The 12,020-nt window shown below is 65.9% G+C and carries 11 protein-coding genes and 3 pseudogenes; 10 read left to right on the top strand and 4 right to left on the bottom strand.

The genetic code is table 11. From position 1 onward, the window contains the following. Positions 1-4: 4 nt before the first annotated feature. Positions 5-133, bottom strand: a complete 129-nt coding sequence (locus MPSD_RS30110) for a hypothetical protein (RefSeq protein WP_015354388.1) — start codon at positions 131-133, stop codon at positions 5-7. A gap of 14 nt (positions 134-147) precedes the next feature. Next, positions 148-528 carry a DUF3054 domain-containing protein gene (locus tag MPSD_RS04060; protein ID WP_011740726.1) on the bottom strand — a complete coding sequence of 127 codons (381 nt, stop codon included), beginning with the start codon at positions 526-528 and terminating at the stop codon, positions 148-150. A gap of 35 nt (positions 529-563) precedes the next feature. Here MPSD_RS04060 and MPSD_RS04055 point away from each other — a divergent pair, with 35 nt between their 5' ends. From MPSD_RS04055 to MPSD_RS28830, 10 genes and pseudogenes are all read left to right on the top strand, one after another. Beyond that, positions 564-1,751 carry an acyl-CoA dehydrogenase family protein gene (locus MPSD_RS04055; protein WP_020788802.1) on the top strand — a complete coding sequence of 396 codons (1,188 nt, stop codon included), beginning with the start codon at positions 564-566 and terminating at the stop codon, positions 1,749-1,751. Positions 1,752-1,762: 11 nt separating this feature from the next. Continuing rightward, complete coding sequence (locus tag MPSD_RS04050; RefSeq protein WP_086085177.1) at positions 1,763-2,911, top strand: acyl-CoA dehydrogenase family protein; 1,149 nt, start codon at positions 1,763-1,765, stop codon at positions 2,909-2,911. Between the two features lie 49 nt (positions 2,912-2,960). Continuing rightward, the gene (locus tag MPSD_RS04045; RefSeq protein ID WP_020788804.1) at positions 2,961-4,202 is read left to right on the top strand and encodes a serine hydrolase domain-containing protein; all 1,242 of its coding nucleotides are present in this window, start codon (positions 2,961-2,963) and stop codon (positions 4,200-4,202) included. A gap of 3 nt (positions 4,203-4,205) precedes the next feature. Continuing rightward, positions 4,206-4,856, top strand: coding sequence for a hypothetical protein (locus MPSD_RS04040; protein ID WP_020788805.1), 651 nt, complete (start codon positions 4,206-4,208; stop codon positions 4,854-4,856). A 365-nt stretch (positions 4,857-5,221) separates the two neighbouring features. Next, positions 5,222-6,736: a methyltransferase domain-containing protein gene (locus MPSD_RS04035; protein ID WP_015354385.1), complete on the top strand. Its 1,515-nt coding sequence runs from the start codon at positions 5,222-5,224 to the stop codon at positions 6,734-6,736. Continuing rightward, positions 6,733-7,221, top strand: coding sequence for an aspartate 1-decarboxylase (locus MPSD_RS04030; RefSeq protein ID WP_020788806.1), 489 nt, complete (start codon positions 6,733-6,735; stop codon positions 7,219-7,221). Before MPSD_RS04035 ends, MPSD_RS04030 begins: the two co-directional genes overlap by 4 nt. Then, positions 7,221-7,400, top strand: a pseudogene (locus tag MPSD_RS28840) (gamma-butyrobetaine hydroxylase-like domain-containing protein); the annotation flags it as partial. The gene MPSD_RS04030 and the pseudogene MPSD_RS28840, both read left to right, overlap by 1 nt. 307 nt (positions 7,401-7,707) lie before the next feature. After that, positions 7,708-8,355, top strand: coding sequence for a TauD/TfdA family dioxygenase (locus MPSD_RS28835; protein ID WP_232022747.1), 648 nt, complete (start codon positions 7,708-7,710; stop codon positions 8,353-8,355). 102 nt (positions 8,356-8,457) lie between these two features. Next, positions 8,458-10,173 (top strand): annotated as a pseudogene (locus tag MPSD_RS04020) (choline/carnitine O-acyltransferase); the annotation flags it as partial. A 3-nt stretch (positions 10,174-10,176) separates the two neighbouring features. After that, complete coding sequence (locus MPSD_RS28830) at positions 10,177-10,326, top strand: hypothetical protein (protein WP_232022920.1); 150 nt, start codon at positions 10,177-10,179, stop codon at positions 10,324-10,326. A 9-nt stretch (positions 10,327-10,335) separates the two neighbouring features. Here the strand turns inward: MPSD_RS28830 and MPSD_RS28825 are convergent, their stop codons facing one another. Then, a complete protein-coding gene (locus MPSD_RS28825) occupies positions 10,336-10,596 on the bottom strand; it encodes a hypothetical protein (RefSeq protein WP_232022746.1) in 261 nt (86 codons plus the stop codon). Then, positions 10,593-11,459: pseudogene (locus tag MPSD_RS28820) on the bottom strand (MFS transporter). The gene MPSD_RS28825 and the pseudogene MPSD_RS28820 overlap by 4 nt, the downstream one beginning before the upstream one ends. Positions 11,460-12,020 lie beyond the last annotated feature (561 nt).

Below are 12,020 nucleotides of genomic sequence, written 5' to 3'. Positions count from 1 at the left end.
GCCGCTAGACCAGTAGCCGAGTGCGGGTGGCGACCAGGTCCATGGGTGGGCGCACCGCCCTGGCGGTAGCGCCGAAGATCGCGGTGATCTCGGCACCGGTGGCCGTACCCCGCTCCTCGCCCGTCCGAACCATCAGGCTCGGCTTCGTCAGGCGTCCGGGCGGTGTCGCAGCCTGAGCCCGACGACCGCCCGCCAGCCGAGCAACAGCACCGCGGTGACCGACGATGCCACTATGACGAAGCTGGTAGCCACACCCGCCGAACTGGCCTTGCGCAACACCATCCCGACGGTGACGGTGGATACCCACACGATCACTCCGGTTGGAGCCACGCTGGTAGGTCGGCGCCAGCCGCGCGCCACCAGCCAACCCAGGATGGTCCCGGTGAGAAACGGCCAAGCCGTGCTGGCAACGCCTCCGATGGTGACGCCTTCGGCATGACTGCGGCGACCGACGGCACAAAAAACCAGTACCCCGACGATGTCGGCGGCCAGCCAACCCAGCCAGGAGAGCCCGCGGCGTGGTTGCATGCAGCGAGACTACCGGGCCCAGGCAGGATTGAGTCATGAGCACCGAGACACCGCCCACCTTCGACCCGCACGACCCGCTCGGACTGGATGCTTCGCTATCCGACGACGAGATCGCGGTCCGCGACACCGTAAGAAAGTTCTGCGCCGAGCACATCACTGCCCATGTCGCCGAATGGTTCGAGAACGGGGACTTGCCCGCCGCGCGCGACCTGGCCAAGCAGCTAGGCGGACTGGGCCTGCTCGGAATGCATTTGCAGGGCTACGGCTGCGGCGGCGCGTCGGCCGTCCACTACGGCTTGGCGTGCCTGGAATTGGAAGCCGCCGATTCCGGGATCCGGTCGCTGGTTTCGGTGCAGGGATCGCTGGCAATGTTCGCGATCGCACACTTCGGCTCCGAGGAGCACAAGCAGCGGTGGTTGCCGCCCATGGCCGCCGGTGAGCTGATCGGCTGCTTCGGCCTGACCGAACCCGACGTCGGTTCCGACCCGGCCGCGATGAAAACCCGGGCGCGCCGCGATCGTTCGGATTGGGTGCTCAACGGCCGCAAGATGTGGATCACCAACGGCTCGATCGCCGACGTGGCGATCGTGTGGGCCGCCACCGAGGAGGGAATCCGCGGCTTCGTCGTGCCCACCGAAACGGCCGGCTTCGCCGCCAACACCATCCACCACAAACTGTCCCTGCGGGCATCGATCACCAGCGAGTTGGTCCTCGACGATGTGCGGTTGCCGGCCGAGGCGATGTTGCCCGGCGCGACCGGCGTCAGGGGACCGTTGACCTGCTTGTCGGAGGCTCGCTACGGAATCGTCTGGGGAGCGATGGGCGCGGCGCGTTCGGCCTGGCAATGCGCGTTGGACTACGCCAAAGAACGCACCCAATTCGGCCGTCCCATCGCCGGGTTTCAATTGACCCAGGCCAAGCTGGTCGACATGGCGGTCGAACTGCACAAGGGACAGCTCCTAGCGCTACAGCTCGGCCGCCTCAAAGACAGTGTCGGCCTGCGGCCCGAGCAGGTCAGCTTCGGCAAGCTCAACAACACCCGGGAGGCGATCAAGATCTGCCGGACCGCCCGAACCATACTGGGCGGCAACGGAATTTCGCTCGAATACCCGGTAATTCGGCACATGGTCAACCTGGAATCGGTATTGACCTACGAGGGCACACCCGAGATGCATCAGCTGGTGCTAGGGCAGGCTTTCACCGGTCTGGCCGCCTTCCGCTGAGCCGGTCCGCGATGACCTCCCGGCCCGAGTACACACCCGAGCATCACCAGTTCCGGCAATTGGTCCGCGATTTCGTCCACCGCATCGTCGTCCCGGCCCACGAACCCGGGGAACGCCGGGGGCAGTGGGATCGGGCACTGTTCACCGAAGCCGCAAGGCTGGGGCTGCTGGGATTCTCGGTTGCGGAACGGTTCGGCGGACCGGGAGTGAACGACTTCCGCTACAACGCGATCGTCATCGACGAACTGCAGCGAGCCGGCGCCGCATCCGAAGCCATCGCCTTCACCCTGCAAAACGATGTCGTGCTGCCCTATCTCACCGACCTGACCACACTCGAACAGCAACAACGCTGGCTACCCGGCGTGGTGACCGGTGACACCGTGCTCGGCATCGCGATGACCGAACCCGGCGCCGGCAGCGACCTGGCCGGTATCCACACGACAGCGGTACGAGACGGTTCGCACTACGTTGTCAACGGCGCCAAGACATTCATCTCCAACGGTCAAAGCGGCGACCTGTTCGTCATCGCGGTGCGCACCTCACCGGAACGCCACCAGGGGCTCTCGCTGCTGGTGGTGGACGCAACCACACCGGGCTTTCACCGCGGCCGCAGTCTGGAGAAGATCGGCCTGCACGCCCAGGACACCAGCGAACTCAGTTTCACCGATATGCGGGTTCCCGTGGAGAACCTGTTGCAGAACGAGGGCATGGGGTTCTACCAGCTCATGCGGAACCTGCCGCAGGAGCGACTGGCCTTGGCAGTTGGCGCGGTCGCCGCCGCCGAAGGCATCTTGGCCGAGACTCTGGACTACGTGCGGCAGCGCAAAGCCTTCGGTTCGCCGATCGCCAGCTTTCAGCACAGCCAGTTCCTGCTGGCCGAACTAGCCACTGAGATCGACATCGCCCGAACCTATCTCGATGACTGCCTGGCCCAACACCTCGCCGGCGAGCTGACCGCCGCCCGCGCGGCACGGCTGAAATGGTGGACCACCGAACTTCAGGTGCGTACCGCAGACCGCTGCCTACAACTGCATGGCGGCTACGCCTATATGCGGGAATACCGGGTGTCGCAAGCATTTGTCGATGCCCGCATCCAGGCCATCTACGGCGGCACCAACGAAATCATGAAGACCATCATCGCCAAGGACTTGGGTATCTGAATTACCCCGAAATCGGTGCGGTCGGGTGGGTTGCGGTAGAACAAAGCACATGCCAATTCTGCGGCGAGTTGCTGGTGTGGTGTTCGGCGTCTGTCTATTGGCAGGGTGCGCAGCGCTGCACCCACCGCAACAATCCTCCGCACCGACCGGACCGGACGGCAAGGGCACCAAGGCAGATGCGGTGATGAAGGTCGTCCGCGACTTCATGGGGCCAGCTCACCTGCGGTCGGTGATCGTTCGAGTCAGCGTGGATGGCAAGGAGATCGTCACCGAGGCCGTGGGCGATTCGATGACCGGTGTACCGGCCAGCACCGACATGCACTTCCGCAATGGCGCGGTCGCCATTTCCTACGTGGCGACGCTGTTGCTCAAGCTGGTCGACGAACACAAACTGAGCCTCGACGACAAATTGTCGAAGTGGTTGCCCGATTTTCCGCACGCCGACCGGGTCACTTTGGGCCAACTCGCCCAGATGACGTCGGGGTATCCGGACTACGTCCTGGGTAACGATGAATTCGGCGACGCGCTTTATGCCGACCCGTTCCGGCAGTGGACGCCCCAGGAGCTCCTTGCACAGATATCCTCTCGGCCATTGCTCTACGAACCCGGCACGAACTGGAATTATGCGCACACCAACTACGTGCTGTTGGGGCTGGCGCTGGAGAAGGCCACCGGCCAAGACATGGCGACGCTGCTGAAACAGAAGGTGCTTGCGCCACTGGGGCTGACTGCCACCGCCAACTCCGAAACACCCAGCATCCCCGACCCGGCCCTGCACGCGTTCAGCGCGGAGCGTCGCGCGTTCTTGAAAATCCCGGCGGATACCCCGTTTTCCGAGGAGTCGACGTTCTGGAATCCGTCCTGGACCATCACTCACGGAGCCATCCAAACCACCACTATCTACGACATGGAGGCCACGGCGGTAGGCATCGGATCAGGCAAGCTGCTCTCGGCGGACTCCTACCAGAAAATGGTGTCCACTGCGCTGCGTGGCAAGACCCGCGCCCAGCCCGACTGCCCCACCTGTTTCGGGCAAAGCGAGGGTTACACCTACGGCCTGGGGATCGTCATCTCCGGCCACTGGTTGCTGCAGAACCCCTTGTTCTCCGGGTACGCGGCCACCGAGGCGTACCTGCCATCGCAACGAGTCGCGATCGCGGTCGCCCTCACCTACACCCCCGAGGCCTTCGACGACGAATGCAACTACCCCAACCAAGCGGATATCTTGTTTCGCAAGATCGCCGCGGCACTAGTCCCCGATGACGCCCCACCGATGCCGCCAGGGAGATAGCCAATGAAAGTTGTCGCACCTCGGATCAGATGCATTGCCACCGTCGCCACCTGCGTCCTGTCGCTAGCCACGTTGGCGGCGCCGGCCACAGCGGCGGCCGATCCGACCGTGACGCTGCCGCCGATGACTTCAACCGGCAGCGGACCGATCATCGGCGGCGGCAGTACATCGCTTGGGCAGCTCATCTCGCAGCAACTGATCAGCTTCGACAAACCTGACATCCAGGAGGTCGACGGCTCCGATGCCGCGCAATTCGTTGCGGCCGCGGCCGGGGTGGACGACCGTGAACTTGCCTCCGTTTTCCTGCTGCTGCAACGGGCGTTGGGATGCCAGCCGGACCCAGCAGGATCTGGTACCGGATTCGGGGCCCGCGCCTACCGTCGCAGCGACGGGCAGTGGGGTGGAGCGATGCTGGTCATCGCCAAGAGCACCGTCACCGACGTCGACGCCCTCAAGGCCTGCATCAAGTCCGGTTGGCGCCGGGCCACCGCGGGCGGACCGGATTCGATGTGCAACAGCGGTTGGACCTATCCCCCCTTCACCGGCCGCCGCGGCGGCGAAGGCTACTTCGTCTTGTTGGCCGGAACGGCCTCGGACTTCTGCAGCGTGCCCAACGCCAAATACCGAACGACGGCCAGCTCCTGGCCGATATGACGCCGAACTGAGGGGATCGGCCACCGCCGGGCGGTCCGGTACCCCATACCCGTACTAGGAATTTGCGGCTACGACGCCCGCCCGCCACACTCATCGCGGCAGGTGGGCCCGAGGGCACACCCTCAGACCGGCGCTCGACAACCGGTGCCGAGGCCAGGAGAACCTGCCCGCACGATTCTTGAGACATTCGGCTATAAAAATTGACATTGTCGTATCAAATTAGACATTCTCGTTTCGAGATTTTCGATATGACTTCAATGTCAAATCATTTGACTAATAGTATGAATTCCCTATTCGTGATGTCAGCGAAACCATTCATTGAAATACTGCTGCCCAAGTCAGCGAAACACGGAGGGCACTGTCAAATGTTGAATGCATTATCGCCAGACGCACAACAGGAATCGGGTGCCGCCTGCGCCATCCCCTCCAGCGGCGGAGCCCAACCCCAGTCCAGCACGGAGTCGGGCGGGCCCGCGAGTCACGACTACACCGACGCCATGACCCGTGACTTCTACGACCACGAGGACTCGACCTACCGCGGATTCTGGGATCCAGACGGCAGCCTGCATTGGGGTGTCTTCGAGGACGACGACACCGGGTTCATCGCCGGCTGCCAGCACTGGAACGAACAGATGCTGCGCGCCGCGCGCATCGGGCCGCAGTCGCGAGTGCTCGACCTTGGCTGCGGCAATGGGACCGTCTCCGCATGGCTGGCACGACAAACGGGTGCACAGGTCACGGGAATCGACCTGAGCGCCGTGCGGATCGCCAACGCGCAACGGCTGGCGGCGGACAATCCGCAGTTGCAGCTCGAATTCATGGCCAGCTCGGCGTCGGCGCTGCCATTCGCCGACGGCACGTTCACCCACGTCTTCAGCCAGGCCGTCCTCTACCACGTGCACGACCGCGAGCGAGCGCTTGCCGAGGTGGCGCGGGTACTGCAACCCCAGGGCCTGTTCGTGTTCGACGATCTGGTGACACCGCAGCGCCCGGTGAGCGCGCTCGCCCGCGAGGTGGTCTACGACCGGCTGCTATTCGAGCCAACGTTCTCGGCCGACGACTACCGCAAGGCCCTGGCCCGGCACGGCTTCGTCGTCTACGAGACCCGCGACCTGAGCCCACACCTGGCGCAAAGCTACAAACTGCTGGCGGATCTGGCCGAGCCATCGTGTCCACGGCTGGCCACGGCCTACCGACAGATCCCGGAAGTCATCCAGGACGCGGAGGTCGGCTGGAGCTTCTTCCTCGGCAAGAAAGTCGTCGACCGGCTGGAGTGGATCTACAACAGCGATCCTGACCTCAGCCTCGAACAGAAATATGACGCCTGGGCCGAAAGCTACGACTCCGACCTGCGCGATAACTATCAGGAGAATCCCCGTCGGGCGGCGGCGTTGTTGGCGGCGCACCTGCCCGAGCGCAGCGGACCCGTGCTCGATGCGGGTGCGGGCACCGGGTTGGTGGGCGAGGAACTGCACAAGCTCGGCTATGACAACCTGACCGCGCTGGATCGCTCACTCGGCATGCTTTCCCACGCGCGTGCCAAGAATGTCTACCGCGACGTGGTTCACGGCGCGCTGGGAGCAGCGCCGACCCTGTTTCCGGATCAACGTTTCGCGGCGATCGTCGCCGTTGGCGTCTTCACGTTCGCCCACGCCGGGCCGGAGGACCTCGCGGCGCTGGACCGGGTCCTCGAGCCCGGCGGCTGGCTGGTCATCGCGGTGCGCGCCGACTACCTCGATCAACATCGCACGCTAGAACAAACGCTCGCCAAACTCGGCTACCGGATCGAGGCACGCGACGAATACGAGATCTTTGACGCCGAGCCAATGGTCGCGCTCGGCTGCCGCAAGCCCATCAACGACGACGGCGCATCGCGATGAGCCGGATCAGACTGTTGCGCGCCAAGCTCCATCAGGTGCGGGTGACGCACCGCGAACGCGACTACGTCGGCAGTATCGCCGTCGACGTCGACCTGATGGAACAAGTCGGGATGCTGCCGTTGGAGGAAGTCGAAGTCGTCAACCTCGAAAACGGCAATCGGTGGTCGACCTACCTCATCCCGGCCGACCGTGGATCTTCGCGGATCTGCCCGAACGGGGGCGGGGCGCTGCTGTGCGAGCCGGGCGACCGGTTGATCATCTTCAGCTACGCAACCGTGCGCAGCGGCGTGCTGCGTCGCCGCCCGCACGTGGCTCGGGTATTGCTCAGCGACGCCGATAACCGCGTCGAGAGCTTGTTCGAACAAGTCCTCGAGCAGGACGACGACCGTCTTCGATACAGCGTGCGCGGCTGTTATGGGGACATCCCGGCCCAGCCCGATCTGCTACTGCGCGCCGAAACACAGCTGCTCGACGGGCCGCACTGATGCACAGCGACGTGGTCCTCGAGGTCTCCCCGCTCGGATCGGTTCGCTTGGACTTCGATGGGCGATCAACCGAACTGAGCCCGTGGTGGCTGCGAAGCCAATGCCCCTGCCGGAATTGCCGAACCGAAAGCGGACAGCGCACCACAGCAGCGACGGCGCAGGACACCCGGCTGGCCGAGCTGCGGCGTGGTCGAGGCCGCGTAGTCGAGGTCCTGTTCCGGGACGGACACCGCAGCACTTTTGCCGAAGAGGAGCTCATACGGTACGCGAACTGGCGCGAGCAACCACTGCCGTTCGGATTCGCCAGCAGATCCGCGCTTGGGCTCGAGCGGCGGCGCTGGGAACCCGACCCCGATGCGGCCACGATCGGTGACTGGCTCGGCGCCCTGGCGGACAACCGGGTGCTGGTGCTCGAGGGAGCCCCTACCCGGGTCGGAGTGGTAGGCCCGACGGCGGCCCAGATCGCGCCCGTCATGCCGACCATCTATGGCGACACCTGGCTGGTGCGGGTCGAAGACAGGCCGGTCAACATCGCCTATACCGCTTGCGCGCTGCCATTTCACCAAGACTTGTGCGCCTACGAGACGCCCCCCCGGCCTGCAGCTGCTGCACTGCATCGCGTTCGACGCCGCGGTAACCGGCGGGCAGACGTGGTTCTGCGACGGACTGGCCGCCGCCGAGCGGGTGCGGGCCCAAGCACCCGACGACTTCGAGACGCTGTGTCAGGTATGGGCGACGTTTGCGACGGTGAATCGCCAACAGCACATGGTGGTCCGAAAGCCCCACCTGGTGGTCGACGATCGCGCCAATCTGGTCGGCATCAACTGGGCGCCCCCGTTCGAGGGGGCGTTCGCCGGCGACCCGGCCGACGAGGAGCGCTACCGCCACGCCTACCAGACCTTCACCAGCGCCGTCGAGGACGGACCACGGCTGGCTCTGCGGCTGCAGCCGGGCGAGATCGTGGTGTTCCAGAACCGTCGCACGCTGCACGCACGCCAGGCATACACCCAGCCGACCGCATCGGCCCGACGCGTGCTGGAGGACTGCTACCTGTCGGCGGACGACGTCGCAAACCGATCTCGGCTGCTGGCGCGGACCCGTCCGGCACCGGTGGGGACGGGGCCGACGACATGACCTACCTGGGTCTACGCATGGAACTACTGCGTCGGCTGCTCACCTGGCAGGGCTGGATGGACGCTCCGTCATCGCGGCGCACCAAGGCATGGGGGGGCGGCGGTGCGCGCCCTGAGTCCGAACCAAACCGGGCCAGGCGCACTCGACCGGTTCGAGCAGGTACTTCCGCGGCTGCCACTTCCGTCGATCGAGGAGACGCTGCAGACGTTCATCGCCTCGGTGGACCCACTGCTGGACGCCACCGGACGGGCCGAAGTGCGCACCGCCGCGGACCAATTTCGCGGCAGTGACACCGCCGCATACCTGCAGGACCGCCTCGAGACACGGCGAGCCCGGCACGAAAACTGGCTGGCGGAGTACTGGGAGCACTACGCCTACCTCATCGACCGCCGCTCGCTGCTCTACAGCACCGGCTACACGGTCGACTCCCCGACGATGGCTCGCCTCGGCGTCTCCCAGCTGCAGCAGGCCGCCATGACAACGGTGGCCTTGCTCGACATTCGCCGCCGCCTCGCTGCGGAGCAGGTCGCGCCCCAGCGAATTCAGGGCGTGGTGCCGCTGTGCATGAAACAGCTCCGCAACTGCTATTCGATCGTTCGACTGCCCGGCATCGACGTCGACACCATCGAGCGCTTCGACGACCAACGCGCCATCGTGGTGCTGGTCAACGGACACTTCTTCGAGGTCGAGGTGATCTTTGACGAGGGCCGACGCGACATCTCCTACCCGCAGCTGTTGGCGGCCCTAGAAGAAATCCAGCAAGTGGCCACCGCGCTGCCGCCCGGTCCACCGATTCCCGCTCTGACTCTGGAACAACGCGATGTCTGGTCCCGGGCGCGGGCGGGGCTGATCCGGGACGGCGGGGTCAACGCCGACAGTCTCGACCGCATCGAGCGGGCTCTGCTGGTCGTCATCCTCGATGACGCCGAGCCCGAGGGGCTGACCGAGCTGGGGCGCACGTCGCTGTGCGGTACCGGCGCCAACCGCTGGCTGGACAAGTCGATGAACCTTGTTGTGTTCGCCAATGAGCGAACCGGCGGCATCATGGAGCACAGCAGAGGCGACGGCGAAGCGATGATGCTGCTGTGGGAGGAACGGCTGCTCTACGAGCGCCGCTTTGCCTCCGCGTTCGACCAGAAGCCGACGCCACCGCCATCGCCCCCGCGCCGCCTGGTGTTCGAGGTGACCCCCACCCTGGACCGGGCCATCAGCGCTGCCGTCGCCAATGCCCGCACCCTGATCGACGACGTCGACGTCTACGCCGATGACCTCGGCGCCGCCGGGGCCGCGGCAATCAAGGCGGCGCGCTGCTCCCCCGATGCCTTCATACAGTTGGCGCTGCAGCTCGCTTATGGCCGCCTGCATCCCGACCGGGGACCGTGCCTTACCTATGAGACGGCCACCACGCGGCTGTTCGCGGCGGGACGAACGGAATGCTTGCGCTCGGCAACCGCCCAAAGTCGGGCCTTCGTGCTGGCGATGATGGACCCCACCTGCACCAGGGCCCGCCGCGCCCGCCTGCCCCGGGCCGCCGCCAGCGCCCACCGCGCCAATCGGTTGCGGGCGATGCGTGGACGAGGCTGCGATCGCCACCTCCTCGGACTTTTCATCGAAGCACTGCGCGAGGGCAAGGACGTTGCGCTGTTCGGCACGGACGCGTGGAGCCTGCCGTTCGAGCTCGCGACGTCACAATCACCCGTGCGCCAGACGGCCGCCTGACGCCCGGAGAGCTCCTCGCGCGGGGTCGGGTTCCTGCCCATAACGCAAACGGGCTACGGCGTCTCATACGCCTTTGTCGGCGACGACGACGTGTACCTGTTCGTGAGTGCGTCCAACGGCTGCGACCAGACTTCCGCTCAGCGGTTCTGCGACGCCGTCGGGGCAGCCATGCGTGACATGCTGCGCGTTTTGAGCGGCCACGCCGAGCTGGCGACCACCCCGGCGCCCGCACCGGAATTACAGCTGCAGTGACCGACGCCCTCAGGCATCGCTGACCGCTCGCCGGACCACTGCGGCGTGGACGAGTGCCGCCAGCACACCGCAGGTCAACGTCACAACGGCGATCAGCATCGCGGCATCTTGAAATGAGCGAAGGTCGGCCATCCAGCCGGCAAGCGGGCCACCTGCCACCGTGCCGGCACTGAAGGCGAGGTTGTAGGCGGCCGCGGCCGTCCCGGGCCGCTGGGCTCCCCCCGCCGACTCCATGGCATCGGCAAGGGCGGGCATGATCGTCGCGATCATCGCCCCGAGGCCGGCCCCCAGCAAGACCAACGCGGCCGCTTGGATGCCCACCGCCGACGGCACGCCCATGACGGCCAAGGCGACACCGAGGGTGACCCAGCCCGCCGCCAGGACCGGCGCCCGGCGTCTGATAGTCGGCCGGCGTACTGCGAGGTGACGATGAAGGCCACCGTGGTCAGCGCGAACAGCAACCCAACGGTTACCCCCGAGGCGTCGAAGCGGGCGACCAGGTCGATCGGCAGTGTTGCCTCGACGGCGCCCAGCGCGAGCCCCACCGCCAGGCCCGCCACCAGCCACGGGACCGCCAGGCCCGGAAACGCCCGCTCACCGGACCACATGCCCGGCCCCGACGCCTGGCCGCCCGCCGCCTGCGGTAGCGACGCGGCGAGGGCGGCCACCGCCAGCGCGGACAACCCGGCCGCGCCTAGAAAGGGCGCGTGGGGTCCGCTGGCCTCATAAGCCAGGCCGCCCAACGCGGGTCCGAGAAGCGCGCCCAGCGCGGTACCGATGCTCGCCAGCCCCACCGCGCGACCGCGCTGCTCACGCGGGAATATCTCGACCAGGGTCGCGTAGCCCGCCACCCAGGTTGCCGCCGCCGCACCACCCTGCAGTACGCGGCAGGTCACGAGTCCGACGGGGCTGCTGGCGTAACCGAACGCGAGCGTCGCCAGCATCAGGATGATGGCCCCGGACAGGAACACCTACCTGCTTCCGCGACGATCGATCAGCCATCCGGCCACGGGGGTCAGGACGAAATACGCCAACCCGTAGCACGCGAAGACCACACCCACACCCAAGAACTCGAGCCCGGCGGGTTTGGCCAACCTCGGCAGTACCGGCACGACGATGCCGTACACCAGCATGTCGATGAAGAACGTGAAGCCGACGGCGGCTAGGACCACCCGCCGCGAGGAGTCGGTCATCGTCGCGGTGACCGGCTCTATCCGCCCGATCGGGTGGCGCCACCCGGAACTTCGCGACTGCCGCCCCCGGCCTTCCGGCCCGGAAAGTGTCGGGCACCCGACCCGTGGTCGAGGCGAAGCCGCTCTCGAGCCGACCCGCTCGCTGTAGCGGTGACGCTTCTTTGATAACCGAGCAAGAAGCGTCACCACCATAAGAGAATATTGTCGTGGAACGTCGGCATGGAAGTGGGGTTATCACCGAAAAGGATGCCCGAATGATGGGGCAACGACCCGATCCGGAAATCCATTTCGTAAGCACTCCGTAAATTGCGTGTGACGCCATACCGCCGTCAGCCCAAATATCGGCACCACTCACCGGCCGGCAGCCGTCCGAGCATCGATGAGCTGTCCTGGCCAGCAAGCCGCCGCAGCTTATTGGATAGTCCCAGCTCGGTGGGGCGATGCCGGATTCCGGACATACCGCATACCCGTATGTCTGTGCGGCCAAAGGTCTCGGGAAGG

Source organism: Mycobacterium pseudoshottsii JCM 15466 (assembly GCF_003584745.1).
Lineage (GTDB): Bacteria > Actinomycetota > Actinomycetes > Mycobacteriales > Mycobacteriaceae > Mycobacterium > Mycobacterium marinum.
Note: the sequence above shows the minus strand (reverse complement) of the source record. Positions and strands in the feature narration are given on the sequence as shown.

Bases quoted from the DNA above. Each gene is read 5' to 3' on its own strand.
- MPSD_RS04040 (WP_020788805.1), top strand. From the start codon at position 4,206: ATGAAAGTTGTCGCACCTCGGATCAGATGCATTGCCACCGTCGCCACC.
- MPSD_RS04055 (WP_020788802.1), top strand. From the start codon at position 564: ATGAGCACCGAGACACCGCCCACCTTCGACCCGCACGACCCGCTCGGA.
- MPSD_RS28825 (WP_232022746.1), bottom strand. From the start codon at position 10,596: ATGATCGCGACGATCATGCCCGCCCTTGCCGATGCCATGGAGTCGGCG.
- MPSD_RS04045 (WP_020788804.1), top strand. From the start codon at position 2,961: ATGCCAATTCTGCGGCGAGTTGCTGGTGTGGTGTTCGGCGTCTGTCTA.
- MPSD_RS04030 (WP_020788806.1), top strand. From the start codon at position 6,733: ATGAGCCGGATCAGACTGTTGCGCGCCAAGCTCCATCAGGTGCGGGTG.
- MPSD_RS04050 (WP_086085177.1), top strand. From the start codon at position 1,763: ATGACCTCCCGGCCCGAGTACACACCCGAGCATCACCAGTTCCGGCAA.
- MPSD_RS04035 (WP_015354385.1), top strand. From the start codon at position 5,222: ATGTTGAATGCATTATCGCCAGACGCACAACAGGAATCGGGTGCCGCC.
- MPSD_RS30110 (WP_015354388.1), bottom strand. From the start codon at position 133: ATGGTTCGGACGGGCGAGGAGCGGGGTACGGCCACCGGTGCCGAGATC.
- MPSD_RS04060 (WP_011740726.1), bottom strand. From the start codon at position 528: ATGCAACCACGCCGCGGGCTCTCCTGGCTGGGTTGGCTGGCCGCCGAC.
- MPSD_RS28835 (WP_232022747.1), top strand. From the start codon at position 7,708: ATGGCGACACCTGGCTGGTGCGGGTCGAAGACAGGCCGGTCAACATCG.